Genomic DNA, 20,967 nt, shown 5'->3' on the forward strand with positions numbered 1-20,967 from the left:
TAAAGATACCTATAATTCTAATAAAGTTTTCACAGGATCTTTACCAATTAGTAATAATTCTGGTTTTTCTAATAATTCCTTCACTCTTACCAAAAAGCTTACACTCTCTCTACCATCAATTACACGGTGGTCGTAGCTCAGTGCTAAGTACATCATTGGTCGCACCTCTATTTTGCCATCAATCACCATTGCCCTATCTTGAATTTTATGCATACCCAAAATGGCGCTTTGTGGTATATTAATAATTGGCGTACTCATTAAGCTACCAAAAACCCCACCATTAGTTATTGTAAACGTACCACCTTGTAAGTCCTCAGCTGTTAATTTGCTATCTCTTGCCTTACTAGCTAATACAATTACAGCTTTCTCAATTTCAGCCATGCTAAGGCTTTCCACGTTTCTTATTACTGGTACAGTTAGGCCTCTTGGTGTACTTACAGCAATACTAATATCAGCATAATCGTGGTATTGAAAACTATCACCATCAATATACGCATTTACAGCAGGCCATTCACCCAATGCAATAGCACAAGCTTTTGCAAAAAAGCTCATAAAGCCCAAGTTTACACCATGGCTTTCTTTAAATTTATCTTTATACAATTTACGTGTAGCCATAATTGCTGTCATATCAACCTCGTTAAACGTGGTTAACATAGCAGTGGTATTTTTAGCTTCTACCAGCCTACGGCTAATGGTTTTGCGTAGGTTGCTCATTTTTTCTACACGCACATTACGTGTAAATAATTCAGTACCAGCAAAGGCTTTTTTACCCGGATTATTCAATGCATCCAACACATCATTTTTCATGATTTTACCGCCAAAACCACTAGGTGTAATTGAACTTGCATCTACTTTTTTATCTGCAATAATTGCGGATGCAACAGGCGTTGCTTTAATATCTGTTGGTGCAGCCACAGGCGCTTGAACAGGTGCAGCAGCCACAGGTTTTGCTTCTTCAGCTTTTGGCGCAGCAGCCGTAGCAGCTGGCTTTTCAGCTGTTTCGTCTATTTGTGCCAGTATCGAACCAATTAAAATTGTATCACCTTCTTTAGCTAGTTGTTTTAAAACACCAGCTTTTTCAACGTTCACTTCAAACGTTGCTTTTTCACTTTCAAGTTCAGCAATTACTTCATCACGCTCTACGTAGCTACCTTCTCTTTTCGTCCATTTTAACAAGGTTACTTCACTTATCGATTCGCCAACGGTAGGCACTTTAATATCAATCATAAAAATTCTATTTCGTAATTATATTTTCTTTTTGTTACCAGCTTTTATACTACTATTTAGCGTCTGTTGCGTCGCACACTTGTACGTTCTTATAGCTATTTAGCTTTTCCCACCTTGTCATTCTGAGGCACGAAGAATCTCTTTTATTTAGATGCTTCCTTCGTCAGCATGACATTTAAATACTAAATGCTGTATCTATAATTTCTTTCTGCTCTTGTGCATGCACTTTTGCGTAGCCAGTAGCTGTTGCAGCACTTGCATGGCGGCTTATTACACCAAAATTGATAGATTTTAAATTCGTTTGTAAGAACGTTGCAGCACCCATATTCAATGGCTCTTCTTGAACCCAGAACCATACTGCTTTGCTGTATTTTTTATACAAAGCATCTAATTGATTGTATGGTAAAGGATACAGTTGCTCTAATCTTACAATTGCAACATCCGTTCTGTTCTCTTTTTGTTGTCTATCAGCTAGTTCAAAATACAATTTACCAGTACAGAACAATACTTTCTTCACTTCGGTTGCATCGGTAACAAAAACATCATCTATCACTTCTTTAAAACCACCATTTGAAAACTCACTAATGTGGCTGTAAGTACCAGGGCTACGTAAGTTAGCCTTAGGCGAGAAGTTAATTAATGGTTTTCTAAAGTTCCAAGCTAGTTGTCTACGCAACGAGTGGAATAAATTAGCCGCAGTAGTTACATTGGTAATTACAATGTTCAGCTCAGCACACATTTGTAAAAAGCGCTCTAATCTTGCACTACTGTGTTCAGGCCCTTGCCCTTCATAACCATGTGGCAATAACATTACCACACCATTTTGACGTTGCCATTTTTGTTCACCAGCAGTAATAAATTGGTCTATCATTGTTTGCGCACCATTACAAAAATCACCAAATTGAGCTTCCCAAATTACAAGCGCATTAGGATTTGCTAAAGCATAACCATATTCAAAACCAAGTACACCATATTCACTCAATAAAGAATTGTAAATTCTACATTCAGCTTGCGTATCGTTAAAGTGGTTAAGGCGGTTATATTCTTGGTTGGTTTCTTCATCACGAATTACCGCATGTCTATGGCTAAAAGTACCACGCTTCACATCTTGACCACTCATTCTCACAATATTACCTTCAAGCAATAAAGAGCCATAAGCCATCAACTCACCAGTAGCCCAGTCTATTTTTTGCTCACTTTCAAGCAATTTCACTTTATCTTGAATCAGCTTTTCTACCTTTTTCAAAGGCTTAAAGTCAGCAGGCCATTTCATTAAGCCATCAAACAACAATTTAGCAGTTTCAGCAGAAATAGCTGTTGATGGTGAGTTTTCAAAATCTGCTTGAGCAGCTTTCTTCATTTCTAACCAAGCTAATTCTGGTGGTTGGTATTTATAAGGCAATGGATTTTGTTTCACATCATCTAGGCGCTCTTGCAAGTCTGCCCAGAATTTTTTCTCCATTTCTTTAGCTAATTCTTGTGCATCGGCTTCACCATTTTGCAATAAATATTGCACGTATTGCTCACGAGGGTTAGCATGCTTGTCAATTAACGCGTATAACTGTGGCTGCGTGTATTTAGGATCATCGCCTTCGTTGTGGCCATGTTTACGGTAGCAGACCATATCTAAAAATATGTCGCTATTAAACTCTTGGCGGTAACGTGCCGCAATAGATGCACAACGTACCACCGCTTCTGCGTCGTCACCATTTACGTGCAATACAGGTGCTTGCACCATAGATGCAATTGAGGTACAATAATCAGCACTTCTTGCATCTTCAAAATCGGTAGTAAAACCTATCTGATTATTAATGACATAGTGAATCGTACCGCCAGTGTAATAGCCTTTTAGGCGGCACATTTGCAATACTTCATACACAATACCTTGGCCTGCAACAGAAGCATCACCATGTATTAATATTGGTAAAATTTTATCGAAATCGCTTTTGTACAATACATCGGCTTTCGCTCTTGCAAAACCTACCACCACAGGGTCTACTGCTTCTAAGTGAGAAGGATTTGGCATCAATTTCAAGTGGATACTTTTATTATCGGCAGTAGTAACTTCACTGCCATAGCCCATGTGGTATTTTACGTCACCGCTACCCATGGTTTGATCCATTACAGCAGTGCCTTCAAACTCGCTAAATATTTGCTCATAGGTTTTACCCATTATGTTCGCCAAAATATTTAAACGACCTCTGTGAGCCATACCTATCACTACTTCTTCTACATCGTGGTTAGCTGCTTCTGTAATAATTTCGTCTAGCGCAGCAATAGTTGTTTCACCACCTTCAAGCGAAAAACGTTTTTGCCCAATATATTTTGTATGTAAAAATTTCTCAAACATCACACCTTGATTCAACTTCTCAAGTATGCGTTTCTTTTTGGGCAATGCAATCGGCTGAATGAAGTTATTTTCCATTTCAGTGGTTAGCCAATCTATTTTCTTTTGGTCGCTAATGTATTTAAACTCAACACCAACGTGCGTTGCATATACTTTTTTAAGATGTGCTAAAATATCTTTTAAGGTAGCAGCACCTAAGCCTAAAATATTACCCGCCTGAAAAACAGTGTTTAAATCTGCATCGCTTAACCCAAAAAATGGTAAATCCAAATTAGCGCCTCTGTCTTTTCTTTCTCTAATAGGATTTGTTTTGGCTAATAAATGGCCTTTATTTCTATAACCGAGTATCAATCGATACACTCTAATTTCTTTCATCCAATCAGCATCAGTACTTGCTGAATTTACAGTTTGGCCACTAGCAACAGCCGAACCATTTGAAACTGCAAAATCGAAACCTTCAAAGAATTTTTTGAACTCAGAATCAACGCTGTTAGGATTTTTTACAAACTCTGAATATAAACTTTCAATATAGGATGGGTGAGAATTGGTGATGTACGAGAAATCTTTCATTAGATTCGTTTATTCTGCTGTATAAAAAATGATGGCAAATATCGTGTATTGCATGTATAAACCAAGTAGGAATTACAGGTAATATCCACAAATTTTAGAACTATTTATTTTTGTAAAATTAGCAGAATAAAAAAAGATGCCAAATTGTTTTGAATATTTGATGAAATGCCCTTACTTTTGCGCTCCGTAAAAATTTAATTGGAAACATGGCAAATCATAAAGCTACTAAAAAAGATACAAGACAAGCGGCAAAACGTAGAGATCGTAACCGTTATTATGGTAAAACCACTCGTAATGCCGTACGTGATTTAAAATCAACTGAAGCTACTGCATACACTGAAAAATTACCTAGCGTTATTTCAATGATTGATAAATTAGCTAAAAGAGGTATCATCCATAAAAATAAAGCTGCCAACTTAAAAAGTAAATTAGCGAAAAAAGCTGCTGTTGTAGCTGCTTAATAATTAGTTCAACTATATTCAAAAAGCCGATTAGAAATTTCTAATCGGCTTTTTTCTGTTTACTCAATATTTTAAATCTGGATTAAAATTTTACTGTTGGGCATTTTATGGCTTTACCACTACCACCGTAAATACCATTTTTTACTATCGATATTTCATAAGCCCCTTGCCTACCATTAAAACTTCCTAAACTAGAAGTAGTAACATCGTAGTTGAAAGTTATTTTCATATCGTTTATTTGATAGCCAATCATAGGAATAATAGCATCGGCATTTCTGTAATAAGCACCAAATATTAGTTGTTGTGCACCACCATCACCACTTAAATTTCTATTGGCATTAATACCAATCACAGTTTCTGTTGCATTGGCAGATTGACTGACATACACATTAGGATTGACTATCCAATTATCATCTATTTTAAAACTACCATTCAAAAAAGTAGTAAATCGAACAGGCACTCTTGTATCTACGGTATTATTAGGAGCAAAAAAGCTTTCTTGTAGTCGGTTAATATGCGAAACACTAATACCAAGATTAAAATAGGCTTTTTGGGATAGAAATAAGGCATAGTTTAGACCTACTTGTAAATCGAAATAACCAATACTACTGTACACAAACGATTCGCCAGAACCAGCATTTACGTCAAAAAATTTACCGTTCCATTGATTATCAAACGACAGTTTATTTATGTCAATTCGTTTATTTACAAAACCAATATTTGCCCCAAAACTTAGTAAACTTGAATATCCAAGTAATTGATGATAAGCGGCTGACACATAACCTTGCGTACTTGTTAAGCTACCGCTACCAGCTTCATCTCTGTACAAAGTGCCACCTAAACCTACCCAACCGTTCTCAAAACGATTATTAAACAGCTGTACATCACCCCATAAACTCATGGTTTTATAAGGATTATTAATGACACCTGCCCACTGATTTCTGTAATTACCACCAACTCTATAATCATAATCAGGATTAAATCCTGTATTAGCAGGATTTACCAAAAGCGGCGCATTGAAATATTGCGAGAAATGCAAATCCTGTGCTAACAAAGTACTTGTCACCATTAGCAATACAGCCAAAATGATATGTTGCAAATACTTTCTCATCGTAGTAGAGTTATATCACCTGTTTTAGAATATTTTGTGCCATCGCTAAATTCAACTTCAAGTGAGTAAGTGTACACATCTTGAGCCTGCACATTACCCTTAAATTTACCATCCCAACCTATTTTCTGGCTACTACTTTGAAATATCAAAACACCCCATCTGTTATAAATACGCCAATCCATTTTAGCAATACCGTAGCCTTTTACAAATACATTATCATTTTTACCATCACCATTCGGTGTTAAAGCACTTGGCACATCTAACAAAGGTACTGTAATAGCTCTCACATTTTGGCAAGAAGTATCTTTACAACCAGACAAATTAGACGCAATTAAACAGGCATTGTAAGTGTTTGTAGCATTATAAATATGGCTTACTACTGCATTAATATTATTGGTAACCAACGAATCGCCATCACCATATAGCCATTTATAACTGCTTGCTGTGCCAATTGAATTATTGGTAAATACAACTGCTGTATTGGCTTGAGGAGGATTTGGACTAAAAGTGAAAGCTGATGTAGGCTTACCATTCACGGTAATGGTAAATGAAGCGCTATCAATTTTGTTACAAGTATTGGTATCTACAACCGACAATTTAATAGTATAACTACCTACAGCAGTATATAAGTGTGGTGGTGGGTCTGCACCTACATAAGATGTACCATCACCAAAATCCCATGTAAAAGTTTCACCTGCAAGCGATGTATTTGTAATAACTGCTTGATAAGGTGCGCAACCAATAGCCGGTGTGTTAAACTGTGCTTTTACATTGGCAGCTATGCGAAGCTGTAATTTAAACGTATCGGGATAATTACAATAATTAGTATCGCTTAAAATAAGCCCAGCGTTATAAGTACCTGCTGCCGGGTAACTATGCTGAAACGAACCCAACCCAACAGCTCGCTGTGTACCATCACCAAAAAATAAGGTAAAGCTACTATTGCTAAAAGGCTTGCCCACAGGCGCAATAGATGTATTATCAAACTGGTAAGACAAAGCATTGCAAGGTGCTAATTTAGTGGCGTTTAAAGCTAAAGTAGCTGCATCATTTCTTACTCTAATGGTTACATACGAGGTATCAGAAATATTACAGGTAGATGAATCGATTGAAATTAGCCGAACGCTATAATTACCAACAACTGTATAAGCGTGCTTAATATTGGGTGTTATAGTTGTTTGTTCAGGCGAACCATCACCAAAATTCCAAACGTAAGTTCTGCCCAAAGCCAATGTATCTTTAAATTCTACTTCGGTAAATACGCAGCCAGTTTTTCTATTGGCAGTACCCTGTATTGATGACTGTACACCAGAACCCACACCAGAGAGATTGAATGCAATTTTTATAGCTGCCAAATTACAATACGCACTGCCACCTCTAGTACTTGCAAAAGCACCACCGCTTGTAGGAAAAGCGTTGCCAGCACCAGGATCAGCATTACCACAAGAACATAAAGACTGATAGATTATGCCATTTGCATCAAAGCGGCTCGTTCCGCCATCTACATGCTCACCGTAGCCACCATTTTGCCCAAAAAAACTACCATACAATTGCTTATTGGCGTTTCTTTCCATTACAAAAAAGTAAAAATCACTACCATCACTAGATTTCTTAACTGCATCAGAAGTTATAGGCAGCCCATTAGTACCAGCACTCGCATATTTAAAATTAGTATTTGCAAAACCACCCCACCCAGATACGTACACGTTCTCACACCTGTCTACAAGAAAAGCTGTAGGTGAAATATTAGGGGCGGCTGTGTTTGTACCAAACACAGTTGAATAAACATAAGCAGATAAATTAGGCTGCAACTTAGAAATAAACTGCTTGCCACCATTTTGCACAAAAGCCACATTATTAGTAACTACCCAAACACCAGTTGTAGTGCCCATTACGTAAGGATAACCATATTTATCAAACTGAATACCATACACAACATCAGCACCAACCGTACCCAAATAAGTACTTTTAAGCAGTTGTGTACCAACACTATTAAGTATAGCCACAAAACCATCACAATCGCCACCTGAATTACTTGCATTTAGTACGCTTATTTTATCGCCAGGGAAATTAGTACTCGCTGTACCACCTGCAATATAAATATTACCATTTGTAGGATTTATTGATAATACAAAAGCTGCATCATCGTTATTACCGCCTAAATAGCTACTTACAAGTATTGTACTTAAATCTGATGATATTTTTAAAAACACCCCATCCTGAGACCTACCACTTGCATTCGAACCACCATTGGTATTTTGAAATGCATTTACAGTAGGAAAATCTGTTGATTGTGTGCATGATGCTAGCAAAATATTCCCAGATGCATCAATAATTACTTCACTTCTAGAATCGTCACCATAATTTCTACGTGTAGAGAAATTTGCCGGTGTTACGTTTGTATTTGTATACTTGTTCTGAATATTTACAGCATCGTCATTAGTACCACCTATCATTCTCGAGCCAATTAAAGAAGTTCCATCTGCCTTAAACTTGGTTAAAACAATGTCACAGTCATTTCTGCCTGAAGCTCTTGTAGATCCGGGATAATCTGAAGCAGTCGATTTGCCTGCAACTACTAAGTTATTATTGGCATCTACAACTAAACTTTGTGGATATTCATTTCCTTGTGCACCACCTAAATAAGTAGCATATATTTTTTTTGTTCCAGTTGAATTGAATTTAATAATCCCTATATCAAATGGTCCATCATTTTCACCGCTTAAATTATTTCCACCTCTAAAACTAAATGCACCATTTTGAAATGGATAAGCATCACCAAAAACAATACCGCCAGCATAAAAATTACCTGCCCCATCGTAAGTGGCTGTGTAACCCCAATTACTAACTGTACTACCTGTAAATGTTGAAAAAATTAAACTTGGGTCTATCACCAAAGTAGCATCATTATCTACTGGATTATCTAATTTGTAGCGTACAATATTACCTTTTAATTCAAACCTACAAGCCACAGTTTGCTTACCTTTTCTGCCTGACTGATAGCTATAAGGAATGGCTTCTCTCACTTCATCTACCGATGTTTTAAAAACCAGTTGTTCATCCTTTAGCTTCAAAGCGTCTACACCATCTACATACAATGCTACACGGTTTACATCACCACCAGGGTTTACTATAATATCGTACTTCAATTGTCCTTTGTCAGTGTAATACCTCACATCAATATTGGGATAAATATTTTTATAGGTTACGGCACCAAATACCTTGCAGCCACTAGCCCATTTGGTTTTATCATTGCCTATATAATAATTGTTGTAAAAAGATTGTTGCTTATCAGGCACAGCCGTAGGGTTTGGATTGGCATTTAAGAAGCTCACTTCATAAACATGACCACGAATAGTACCATTGCTGCTTGATGATGTTGTCGTTCTATTTGAATTGGTAGATGTAACAGCTTGTTCTCTATCGCCACCACTTGCACCACTAGATGTATGAGTATCTTTATGACCATGCAACATATCGCCAATAGCTTTAAGGTCATCGTGATTTAAGAGCGTCATTTTATAGCCACCATCTTTTTTTAAGGCAAATGAGCCTGTAGTAAGTTGCCCTTTGTATTGAATAGCATTATCCCATTGCCCTTTATTTTCAATAAATTCTAGAGATTGCTGCGCAAAAGTGGCACTAGTAAACACTAGAAGTATTAATAAAAGTATGTGATGTTTTATAGCCAACTGCTTTACATTTAGATAGTGCATATCAAATTTAATGTTCTCTTTTATTGCAGTTAGTATTTGGTAGAAATAAATTCTATTATTTGTCGCAGCTATTCCTTTTAGCGAAAGCCGCTATAACCATTTTATGGTTAAAACCTAGTCAGCGAATACCGCTACAATAATTTTATAAATCATTTCGCTTCGGCGAACTTCGCTAGACTGATTTTACACTCTTTTTCTCATCAGCGAGCTTCGCTGATGCCATTTTACAACCTTTTTTCTCGTCAGCGAACTTCGCTGGGCTGATTTTACACCTCATTTTGCTTCCGCGAACTTCGCTGAACTTTTTTTATTGCCACAGATGCACAGAAACTCAGAGAAAATCTTAGACGCTAAAAATAACTCTCTCAAATAAAACAATACCAGAACTAAATTTCTGTGCATGTCTATGTCTTCTACGGGTAAAATATTCTGTGCTTCAGTGGCTAAAAACTACGAAATTTTACTCCACCCAGTTTTCCCCTTTTGCTGCTGTAAAAATTGTTTTAGCACCAAATTTTCTGCCAGAATTAAATCTACATCTCTGTCTAGTAGTTCTTCTGCCTCTTTTTTAGCTAGCTCTAGTAATTCCTTATCATTTACAATTGAAGCTAACTTAAAGTTTAAAGCTCCACTTTGCCTTGTACCTTCAATATCACCAGGCCCACGTAGCTCCAAATCTTTCTCTGCTATCAAAAAGCCATCGTTGGTAGCGCACATTATCTTGATACGCTCACGGCCTTCTTTGCTGACTTTACTACCTGTTAAAAGAATGCAAAAACTTTTCTCACTACCCCTACCTACCCTGCCACGTAGCTGGTGCAACTGCGATAAACCAAATTTTTCGGTACTCTCAATTACCATTACACTGGCATTAGGCACATTTACACCCACCTCAATTACCGTAGTGCTTACCATAATATTAGTTTCGCCCTTTACAAAGCGTTGCATATTGGCTTCTTTAAGGTCAGGTGCTTGTCTACCATGCACCATACTTATTAAGTATTTGGGTTCAGGAAAAACGCTTTTTACTTGCTCGTAGCCTTGCATTAAATCCTCATAACTCATTTTCTCACTTTCTTCTATTAGTGGGTAAATGATATAAGCCTGCCTACCAATTTCTACTTCTGTGCGTATAAATTCCATTACACTTGCCCTTGCTTGTTCAAAACGATGCACCGTAGTGATAGGTTGCCTGCCTGGTGGTAATTCATCTATTACACTATAATCTAAATCGCCGTAGGCAGTCATGGCTAAAGTACGTGGTATTGGTGTTGCCGTCATTACTAATACATGCGGTGGTACTGTTGCTTTTTGCCAAAGTTTGGCACGTTGCGCCACACCAAACTTATGCTGCTCATCTACCACCACAAACCCAAGATTTTTAAACACTACGGGGTCTTCAATTAACGCATGTGTACCAATGATAAAATGTAAACTACCATCTGCCAACGCAGCTAAAATTTCTCTGCGCCTTTTTGTTTTAGTGTTGCCTGTAAGAATGTCAATTTTAATTGGCATATCTTTTAATAAAGAACTTAACCCCGCAAAGTGTTGCTGCGCTAATATTTCTGTTGGTGCCATTAGGCAACTTTGGTAGCCATTGTCAGCCGCTAGTAACATGCTTAGCAATGCCACAATGGTTTTACCACTACCTACATCACCTTGCAGCAAGCGGTTCATTTGGTGGCCACGTGCTGTATCGGTTCTTATTTCTTTTAATACACGTTTTTGTGCACCGGTTAACTGAAAAGGTAAATGGTGGTTGTAAAAGTCATTAAACAAGTCACCCACTTTTTCAAAAACCACACCACGGCTGCTTTTATGCCTTTGCAGTCGCACTAAGTTTAACCGTACTTGTGCTATAAAAAACTCTTCAAATTTTAGTCTGTAAATGGCTTTCTCGTATTCTTGAATAGATGTAGGAAAATGCGTGGCTCGTACTGCTAAAAAGCGTGGCATTAGTTGCAAACGTTCTAACAAATAAATAGGTATATTTTCCTGAATGTCTTTCGGCTGAATTTGGGCTACCAATTGTTGTGTTAGCTTACCAATTTGCCTACCGCTAAAGCCTCTTGCTTTCAGCTTTTCGGTGCTAGGATATACTGGTTCTAAATGCGTTTTTGCACCTGCAACTGCTGGCACAAACGCTTCTATTTCTGGGTGAACAATTTGTGGCTTACCATTAAAAAAGCCCACTTTACCAAACACCAAATAATCTACACCAAGCGTTAAGTTTTTTTGCACCCAACTAATACCTTGAAACCAAGCCAACTCAAGACTACCGCTACCATCACGCAGTTGCGCTACTAAACGCTTCGCTCTGTTTTCACCTATCGTTTCAAAAAACAATAGTTTACCAACCACTTGTATGTATTCAGTATCAGGATGAATATCTGCTATACGACTGATCTTGGTTTTATCAATATGCCTGATAGGAAAATGTTCAAGCAAATCGCCAAAAGTGTAAATGCTCAATTCTTTTTTCAGTAAATCGCCACGCAATGGCCCTACACCTTTTAGGTACTCAATTGGCGACGCTAATATAGATGCAAGTTGGCTGATAATGCTGCGTATTGGTAATGGGCAAATATCGGGATTTGTTTTACCACAAAGCAAAGAAGCACACAGAGAAAAACTTCTTTTATTCGTAATTTATCGCCTTTTAAAATCATAAAATCTGATAGCACAATATCAAAACACTGAAATCTTACTTGCTACTTTGCTCTGTTTTTAATAACTCCCTTTAGGGCTGGGGCAAACTTGTCTAATAAGGATATTGCGTCATCACATTACCACCAGGATAATAATTTGCCACTACAATTAGACCACCATTGGGGCAAACTGCCACACCAACACCCACTTCTTTGGTGTCTTTCCACACCATTTGTGTATAATGTCCTGTTTTGTGCCAATTGTTGTCGTTTAGCTTTTGATACTTGAAGAATTTTATCTCATCGTACCAAGATAATGACGCATCAATAGGTTTATAATAATCACTTGAACTGCCCCAAAATATGTTCTCTCCATAGGCTTTATCACCTTCACCCGGCTTATCTCTATGCTTCATTTTGCAATTATTATTATTGGCTAAATAATCTGCCCATTGCTGTGCGTAAGCGGCTAGTTGTTTGTTCCAAACCAATGCAGGAGCGCCAACTTTCTCACGTACTTTATTGTGATGCTGCAACACTTCTTGCGCTTGCTGTGCTGAAATTTTACTACCAGTTTGTGTAACTGTTTGCGCATTTGCAAATACACAATTGACAAGAATTATAATGGTTAGAAGATATTTTAACATAATTGATTTCATTGTGATGGTTAGCAAACTTAAAACTGAAATTACTCGTTACTAGTAAAATAGTAACGTTAAAAAAAATATAAACCCATCTTGTGATACAGATGGATAAAATCAAAAAACAATTTGTTAATTTGCAATAACATCAACCAAAAAAACTTTCAATTTATGAAAAAAATTACCTTCTTAGCACTAAGCATTTGTGCTAGTTACCTTGCAAAAGCGCAAGACTTTGGGTCAATAGTAGCGGCATCATTACCTGATGCCAACAAGTATGCAACAGAATACATGAAACCTTTTGGCGAAAGTGAAATTTATAACCAATCTCGTGGCTGGTTTAGCACAGCTAGAACACACAAATTGTTAGGTTTCGATTTATCTTTTAGCGGACAATTTGCATTAATACCATCGGGTAAAGAAAGCTTTACTTTTAAAAACTCTGACTACAGTTCGCTTAAATTAAATGATGTTTCTAAAACGTCTGCTACTTTACCGACTTTTGTGGGTGGTTCTGGTAAGGAAGATTTAAGAGTAACTACTACTGTAAATGGCCAAACTGCAACTACCACTTTTACTGCACCTAGCGGTATTGGTGACGATTTAAAGAAGAACCTATCTTTTTTACCACTGGCATCGCCATTACCTGTAGCGCAAATTGGTATTGGCTTGTTTAAACACACAGATTTAAAAGTGCGTTATTTTCCTAAAACCAGTTTTAGTAATGTTGAAGTTGGGGTAACTGGCGTTGCCTTGCAACATGAGTTTTCTAACTATTTACCATTTATTAAAAAAGTACCGTTTTTACATATTTCAGGATTAGTAGGTTATACTAAATCAACAGCTTCTTACAAGCCTGTATTTAATTCTGGCAGCTCGGTACAAAACCCTAAAGGCAATGCTGTAGCAGACTTTGATATTTCTGCACTTACCGTTCAGGGTATTGTATCTGCTAAATTTTCTTTTCTTGAATTATACACATCAGTTGGCTACATAAGTGGTAAATCTAACCTTAGTCTAAAAGGTGATTATACTACTACCTACCAAACTATTATTGGCCCACAAACTGTTACTGTTACTGACCCTATTGCACTTGGCTATACTGGTAGCGGTATTACCAATACTTGGGGCGCTAGAGTTAATATTTTCTTTTTTAAAGTGTATGCAGATTATACTTTTGCTACTTACAATGGTGCATCTATAGGTGCTGCTTTTTCGTTTAGATAAATAAACTTTGTACCAATAAAAATGCCGCTAGTTGTAACAACTAGCGGCATTTTTATTTTATAATAGGCCTTGTGATATTATTTACCAAAACGCTTCTTCAACATACTCAAAGCATCGTTCATGTTCATGTTGCTTACATCTTCGGTTTTAGCCACAGGCTTGTTATTTGCGCCTTGAAACTTATTACCTGTACCTTTTCTAGCTGGCGCTTCTTGTGTTTGTTTAATAGATAAAGCAATTCGCTTACGAGGAATATCTACCTCTAAAATTTTCACTTGTACTTTATCATTCAGCTTTAAAACCTCATTAGGATCAGTAATGTATTGATGCGAAATTTCGCTTACATGCACCAAACCATCTTGCTTTACACCTATATCTACAAAAGCACCAAAACGTGTAATATTTGTTACTACACCTGGCACCACCATACCAACTTTGGCGTCTTCTATTTTAAATATTTGGGCAAATTCAAATTCCTCTAATTCACTACGTGGGTCAAGGCCTGGCTTCTTCAATTCATTCAAAACGTCTTGAATTGTTACCACACCTATTTGTTCTGTAACGTATTTCTTAGGCTCAACCGTTTTAAGTAAGGTTTCGTTACCTACCAATGCTTTTACATCAACACTTAAATCAGTGGCTATTTGCTTTACAATGCCATAAGCTTCTGGGTGAACCGCACTTTCATCTAATGGGTTGTCACCTTTTTTTATGCGCAAGAAACCTGCACATTGCTCAAATGCTTTACCACCTAAGCGTGGCACTTTTAGTAGCTGACTTCTATCGGTAAACTTACCAATTTCGTTACGGTGCTTAATAATATTTTCTGCCAAGCTTGGTCCAATACCACTCACATAACTTAGCAAATGTTTGCTCGCTGTATTTAAATTAACACCTACTTGGTTTACACAACTTACCACCGTTTGGTCTAGCTTTTCTTTTAAACGAAACTGGTTTACGTCATGCTGATACTGACCCACACCAATACTTTTAGGATCAATCTTTACCAGTTCAGCCAAAGGATCCATCAATCTACGACCAATACTTACTGAACCACGAACGGTAATATCATAATCAGGAAATTCTTCTCTTGCAATTTCAGAAGCAGAATAAATAGAAGCGCCATCTTCATTTACCAAAAACACAGGTAAGCCCAAGTTCAACGACTTAATAAAACCTTCAGTTTCTCTACCCGCAGTACCATCACCTATGGCTATGGTTTCTATATTGTATTTACTTACCAAATGCTTAATGGTATAGCTTGCTTCGGTTTGTTTATTGCCTTCGTGTATGTAAAATAAATCTGTGGTTTGTAAAGCGCCTTGTTCATCCAAACATACCACTTTACAACCTGTTCTATAACCTGGATCAATAGCTAAAACTCGCTTGCTACCAAGTGGTGAGCTCAACAGCAACTGCTTTAAATTCTCTGCAAAAACAGTAATTGCTTCTTCATCAGCTTTAGTTTTCAACGCTGTTCTAAACTCAGTTTCTAAGCTAGGTTGTAGCAAGCGCTTGTAAGCATCTTTGATGGCTTTTTTCACTTGCTCAACTGAACTATTTAAGCTACCAGTGATGTAAATATCTTCTACCAATTCAATCGCTTCTTCTTCTACAGGTGCAATACTCATACGCAAAAAGCCTTCTAAAAAGCCACGTAAAATAGCCAATATTCTGTGTGAAGGAATTTTATGAATCGGCTCACTAAAGTCAAAATAATCTTTGTATTTAGCAGCTTCAGTTTCTTTATCTGCAAGCACTTTGCTTTGTAGCAAAGCAGTATCTTCAAAGCATTTACGCAACTTTGCACGTACCGTTGCATCTTCATTTACTTGCTCGGCTATAATATCTCTAGCGCCTTGCAATGCATCATCTACACTAGCAACTGTATCGTTTATAAAGGCTTTCGCTTCTTCAGTAATGTCAACCTCTTTTTGCTCAAGTAGTAATATTGCCAATGGTTCTAACCCATTTTCACGTGCTATTTGCGCCTTAGTTCTGCGTTTTGGTTTGTATGGCAAGTAAATATCTTCAAGCTCAGTAATGGTAAGCGCTTTATCAATTTTTGCTTGCAGCTCTTCGGTCATTTTACCTTGCTCGGTAATCGTTTTTTCAATAAAAGCTTTGCGTTCTGCAAATTCTTTCAGCACTTTCGCTTCGTCTTGTATTTGCTGAATTTGTACCTCGTCTAATGAGCCGGTAGCATCTTTACGATAACGAGCAATAAACGGTATGGTAGAACCTTCGGCCAATAAAGCCAAAACGGTAGCAACTTGGATGGGTTTTATGTTGAGCTTAGAGGCAATCACTGAATCGAACTGGTTCATATTTTTTCTCGCATTTTATAATAGGGCGGCGAAAGTAATTGGATATGCTAAAACAATCTTTAGTATCTAATTAGTGTGTAAAACTTTTTAAAGGAACTACTAAAAGCTTAGCATAAAAAGAGATGCTAGGAAAAGCATTTGCAACCTTAATAAAATACCTTTTTTTATGGCAGTTAAAGTTTAGATTACGGCTATGTGAATAATTGGCACGATTTTAAATAATTTCTTTTGAAGGCTTCGCATAACTTCACTTTTAACCCATACCTAAACCCTTGCTATAATGAAACGTGCATATACACTTTGCTTCATGTTGTGCTTTTCTACAACCATATTATTTAGCCAAAAACAAGTTGCAAAATCACTAGATGATAAACGTATAGATAGCTTAATTATAGCGTTTAAAACATTGCAATATTATAATGTATTAAACGAGGCAAAAACAGAATTAATCAATTATCAGAAGCTAGTAATACCCAAAATTATCAAACTGTTATATAGTGAAACAAAGCTGAAGTTTGATCCTGGTGAACCTTATATCTATTTCGCCAATACCAATTTATCGATTGACGGCAAGGGTTCTACTATACCTTACAATGTAGATTGGCTATCGATAAGAGCTGGCTGGCTAATGGAAGAATTAACATTTATAGATTTTGGCTATTCATCAAAAAAGACAGAAAAAAGAGGCCCTAACTTTAGTAGAATAGTTACTTGGGATAAAATTGCAACTGCTGCAACACTAAAAAAAGATAGAAAAATAAAAGCTGATAAAATAGCAGCTTGGTGGCAAAAAAATAAAGCCACTTGGACGAGGTTAGGTGCAATAAAAAAATTACTACAATCAACGAATGTAAATGATGTTTACAGAGCGCTCAGTTTTATTAGTTACGGCAAAACAAAATGCGATGGTCTTACCAAAACGGTTTACGAAACGGAAATAAAACCCATTATTGTAACCATTTCAGAACAAACTAAAGATGAAGACATCAAAAGCATCATTACAAACCTGTTGCAATATGGCCCAAGCGATGATTTGATACCTAAAGATTAAAACCATTTTTACTTCCCCTTAAACCCTTAATAATTATGAAACGAGTACTATCTCTTTGCATAGTAATACAACTATTTGCTACTTGTGCTTTTAGCCAACAAAACCCAATTGACAGCCTTATAAAAGATTTCAAAGGCTTTATGTTTGGAGATAAAATACAGCCTGCAAGGCGTGCATTAGAAAGGTATGAGCAAGCTGCGATTCCCAAAATCATCCCATTACTGTATAGCAATACATTTACAAAAATTTATGATAACCCATATTTAATGTACCCTTCATCAGCTGAACTTCCAAGTAATCATAGTTATATAATACCGTACAATTTAGATTGGCTATCGGTAAGGGCTGGCTGGTTGATAGAAGAACTAACGTTTATGGATTTTGGCTATAAAACATCAATGGATGAGAAAAAATACGCAATTATAGCCGCTTACGCTTACCGTGGTAAAAAAGAGGTACCATGGATAAATATCCCTACTAAAGCATCGTTACTTAAAACGAGAAAACCAATGGCAGATGCAGTAGCTGCTTGGTGGCAAAAGAACAAAGCCACTTGGACAAGAATTGGTGCCTTGAAAGATGCCCTACAATCAAACAACACAAAAAGACAAATAATAGCACTCAATTATTTAATAAATGGTTTTAGAAACGAGGAAGAGCCATTAACTAGCAAATACCTAAAAGAAATAGCCCCATTGGTATTGGCTTTAAAAAAATCTGAGAATAAAAGCATTGTACAAGATGCAGAAAGGCTAGAACAATTATGGTCGTATAAAAAAGAATAAAATCTTCCTCCTAGCATCAACCTTGATATTTACAATCATTTTTTATTGAAATAAACATCTTAAACTATGATAAAAACACTTACCCTATTTTGTTTTGCATTAGTTACTATTACTTGCTTTTCACAAAAAACCAAAATACCCATTACAGGTATTGATGCTATTAAATTAGGCGATTCAATTAGCAGAGTTAATAATTATGGCTTTTCTTTTATAGCGGTAACAAAACATCGTTTAAGCGACTCTATTATTACTAAGTTAAAAGCGGGAGAAACGGAAATTTTTCGATACACAGATAGCGGCAGAACGTTTTGCCCAGAAGTGTCCGTTTTTATCACCAACAATTTCAACATCAATCAAATACAACATTCTAAAACAGCAACCCTCGCACTTACCTACTTCAAAAATGTTTTAATAGAGATTAGGATCATTGATAGCGCCAAACGTATTAGAGACAACTATATTTATGGCTTAAAAAAATACGGTAAGGGCTTTGCAGAAGAATGGGATGGTTACACTAAACATCAAATTGCACGTAGCAATTCAATAAACCCAAATGCTAAAATGCCCCCGCCACCAAACCTGAGTAAAGTACCAATTGATTCTATTGCAAAAGATTTGAGTGAAACACACCGCATAGAATGCATATATTGGGTAAATGGCAATTATTCTTTTTCCTACAACACTTGTTCTTACCCTGCAGACTATTGGGTGGATAAACATGTACACCATCAAGACAACCACGCTGCTGATACTTGTGCAGAAGAAGCAATAATTATCAAAAACGATAAAGCCTACAAAGCCATGACCGCTTGTTCTGATAAGGCTTTAAAGCAATTAAGTAATAAATACACGAATAGCTATCAGTAAAAGCAACTATTAACCTTACAAGAAAAATACATACAATTAGCCCTTTTTATTCAATCATACTGTACAAAACCCTAACCCAAAATGATAAAACAGCTAACCCTTAGCATTACCCTTGCTGTATTTACAAGTTATTTACACGCACAAACACCTATTACCGTAGCAGAAAATACGGTAAAAGTATCTTCAACCCAAGAAGAAGTTTTTTATTACGGCTTTGCCGAAGGCGACCAACTAATATTTGATTTAGAAGTACAAAATGGCAAAGAATTATCCGTACTAGAAATAGTAGGTATGCCGTCTAAAACTATTTTCATGGATTATAAAACACAGAAAATAGACCATAAAGTATTAAACATTACAGAAACAGGCATTTACAAGTTTCGACTTGTAAATAGTAATTTATTTGCAGGAAGGGTTTGTAAGTTTAAAATAGAACGCATACCTGCTAGCGAAGCCACAAGACGATTTAATACTACCGTGTATAACCGCACTAGATATGATACCACCAAATACTCAGAAACAGTACGTTTCTTTATAAAATCTGATACTACTGTACGTGACATTTTAGATAAGGATGTAGAAGTTCACGCATTGCTTAGTAGTAAACCTAGCAAAGAGGTAGTTAATATTGCGTTACCCACTAGTACTATTGCTTGGGCTTATTATATAGGTGTTGGTGAAGATGGCCGTAAAACGTATAAAGAAGCCACCTATACTTTACGCAGTAATATCAATCGCACTGCAAATAGAGCAGTAGCCAATACGCCCTTGGCCGCTTTAGTTTTAGGTGAAAATAGTTATTTGCAATACCTATCTGGTGGCGACCGAATTAATTACAGCCTCACAGATGCACCAAACGCTACTTTGTTTTTGCAGGGTATGCCATTTCAATACTTCAAAAAAGCTAAGCTAGCTAATGATTTTGTAAGAGTACCACTAGCACAAACCAATTTAGCCTTCTGCTTTAGCAACGACAATTTGTTACCCACATTTGTAAATGTAAAAGTGGTAGCGCTAGTAGTAGATGGTGTTTACGAAACCAAGCTGGTACCTAGAATTAACGTTACACCACGTCAAGAAATGTATTTAAACAACTAATTTTCATATCATTTAAACACACAACACCATGCTAAAACCCCTTGCACTATTGTGTTTCTTGATAGCCACTTTTACATGCTATGCACAGCAAACACCAACACCTATTATAGGTATAGACGCTTTAAAACTAGGCGACTCTATTAATCGTATCAATGCTTATGGCTTTCCTTTTAAAGCAGTAACTAAATATCGTTTAAGCGATTCTGTAAACGTTGGCAATGCGTTTAACCCAAAACAATTATTACTTGCTAATAAAACCCATGCCGCCGAAACAAGAACAGAAGACATTTATGCAGATAGTGGCAAAACATTTTGCCCAGATGTAGCTGTATTTATTACCAATAGCTTTACCATTAAGCAAATACCACATTCTAAAACAGCAACGCTTGCACTTACCTACTATAAAAATGTACTGATAGAAATAAGAATGATTGATAGTGCCCAATACATAAAAGATAGCTATAGCTATGGTGTAAGCCGCTTTGGCAAAGGCTTTGGCAAAACATTTAACGCTGCAAAAAGCTACCTAGAAAACCGTGAAAATGCCACGCACCCAAGTTGGAAAACCAAAGAACCAAAAGTAAACTTGAGTAAAACTGCCATTGCTGCAATTTGTAAGCAGCTTAGCGACGATAACTTTCTAGAAAGTATTTATTGGGTAAATGGCAACAACTCTTTTTCTTATAATTACTGTTCTGAGCCTTTAAGATTTTGGGCAAATAAATTTCTACCAACCCAAGGTTGGGGCTGTGTTGAAGGTGTAATCATTATTAAAAACGATAAAGCTTACAAAGCCATGATAGCCTGTTCGGATGAGACTTTAAAGCAATTAGCTAGTAAATAAATTTGTAATGATACCTATAAGATTTTTGAAACCTTATAGGTCTG

14 protein-coding genes are annotated in these 20,967 nt (G+C 36.7%); 7 read left to right on the forward strand and 7 right to left on the reverse strand.

Going from position 1 to position 20,967, the window contains the following annotated elements; all coding sequences use genetic code 11:
* Positions 1 to 9 precede the first annotated feature (9 nt).
* Both odhB and ACT9TX_RS02495 read right to left on the reverse strand, forming a co-directional pair.
* Positions 10 to 1,227, reverse strand: coding sequence for a 2-oxoglutarate dehydrogenase complex dihydrolipoyllysine-residue succinyltransferase (gene odhB / locus ACT9TX_RS02490; protein ID WP_481336623.1), 1,218 nt, complete (start codon positions 1,225 to 1,227; stop codon positions 10 to 12).
* Between the two features lie 175 nt (positions 1,228 to 1,402).
* Positions 1,403 to 4,144, reverse strand: coding sequence for a 2-oxoglutarate dehydrogenase E1 component (locus tag ACT9TX_RS02495; protein ID WP_481336624.1), 2,742 nt, complete (start codon positions 4,142 to 4,144; stop codon positions 1,403 to 1,405).
* 206 nt (positions 4,145 to 4,350) lie between these two features.
* Here ACT9TX_RS02495 and rpsT point away from each other — a divergent pair, with 206 nt between their 5' ends.
* Positions 4,351 to 4,605, forward strand: a complete 255-nt coding sequence (rpsT, locus tag ACT9TX_RS02500; RefSeq protein ID WP_481336625.1) for a 30S ribosomal protein S20 — start codon at positions 4,351 to 4,353, stop codon at positions 4,603 to 4,605.
* An 82-nt stretch (positions 4,606 to 4,687) separates the two neighbouring features.
* Here the strand turns inward: rpsT and ACT9TX_RS02505 are convergent, their stop codons facing one another.
* The 4 genes from ACT9TX_RS02505 to ACT9TX_RS02520 form a co-directional block, all read right to left on the reverse strand.
* Positions 4,688 to 5,716, reverse strand: coding sequence for a PorP/SprF family type IX secretion system membrane protein (locus ACT9TX_RS02505; protein WP_481336626.1), 1,029 nt, complete (start codon positions 5,714 to 5,716; stop codon positions 4,688 to 4,690).
* Entirely contained in the window at positions 5,713 to 9,432 is a 3,720-nt protein-coding gene (locus ACT9TX_RS02510) for a DUF7948 domain-containing protein (protein ID WP_481336627.1), read from the reverse strand. The genes ACT9TX_RS02505 and ACT9TX_RS02510 overlap by 4 nt, the downstream gene beginning before the upstream one ends.
* Positions 9,433 to 9,882: 450 nt before the next feature.
* Entirely contained in the window at positions 9,883 to 12,048 is a 2,166-nt protein-coding gene (gene recG / locus ACT9TX_RS02515; RefSeq protein ID WP_481336628.1) for an ATP-dependent DNA helicase RecG, read from the reverse strand.
* A gap of 148 nt (positions 12,049 to 12,196) precedes the next feature.
* Positions 12,197 to 12,742 (reverse strand): CAP family protein, encoded by a 546-nt coding sequence (locus ACT9TX_RS02520; RefSeq protein ID WP_481336629.1) that lies wholly within the window; start codon positions 12,740 to 12,742, stop codon positions 12,197 to 12,199.
* 153 nt (positions 12,743 to 12,895) lie between these two features.
* Here ACT9TX_RS02520 and ACT9TX_RS02525 point away from each other — a divergent pair, with 153 nt between their 5' ends.
* Positions 12,896 to 13,951, forward strand: coding sequence for a DUF6588 family protein (locus ACT9TX_RS02525; RefSeq protein ID WP_481336630.1), 1,056 nt, complete (start codon positions 12,896 to 12,898; stop codon positions 13,949 to 13,951).
* A 77-nt stretch (positions 13,952 to 14,028) separates the two neighbouring features.
* Here the strand turns inward: ACT9TX_RS02525 and ACT9TX_RS02530 are convergent, their stop codons facing one another.
* Positions 14,029 to 16,278: a Tex family protein gene (locus tag ACT9TX_RS02530; protein ID WP_481336631.1), complete on the reverse strand. Its 2,250-nt coding sequence runs from the start codon at positions 16,276 to 16,278 to the stop codon at positions 14,029 to 14,031.
* A 280-nt stretch (positions 16,279 to 16,558) separates the two neighbouring features.
* Here ACT9TX_RS02530 and ACT9TX_RS02535 point away from each other — a divergent pair, with 280 nt between their 5' ends.
* From ACT9TX_RS02535 to ACT9TX_RS02555, 5 genes are all read left to right on the forward strand, one after another.
* Entirely contained in the window at positions 16,559 to 17,329 is a 771-nt protein-coding gene (locus tag ACT9TX_RS02535; protein ID WP_481336632.1) for a hypothetical protein, read from the forward strand.
* Between the two features lie 35 nt (positions 17,330 to 17,364).
* A complete protein-coding gene (locus ACT9TX_RS02540; protein WP_481336633.1) occupies positions 17,365 to 18,114 on the forward strand; it encodes a hypothetical protein in 750 nt (249 codons plus the stop codon).
* A 66-nt stretch (positions 18,115 to 18,180) separates the two neighbouring features.
* A complete protein-coding gene (locus ACT9TX_RS02545; protein WP_481336634.1) occupies positions 18,181 to 18,981 on the forward strand; it encodes a hypothetical protein in 801 nt (266 codons plus the stop codon).
* An 81-nt stretch (positions 18,982 to 19,062) separates the two neighbouring features.
* The gene (locus ACT9TX_RS02550) at positions 19,063 to 20,079 is read left to right on the forward strand and encodes a hypothetical protein (RefSeq protein WP_481336635.1); all 1,017 of its coding nucleotides are present in this window, start codon (positions 19,063 to 19,065) and stop codon (positions 20,077 to 20,079) included.
* Positions 20,080 to 20,107: 28 nt separating this feature from the next.
* A complete protein-coding gene (locus tag ACT9TX_RS02555) occupies positions 20,108 to 20,923 on the forward strand; it encodes a hypothetical protein (protein ID WP_481336636.1) in 816 nt (271 codons plus the stop codon).
* The last annotated feature ends 44 nt before the right edge of the window (positions 20,924 to 20,967 follow it).

Source organism: Parasediminibacterium sp. HNIBRBA5674 (genome assembly GCF_056745525.1).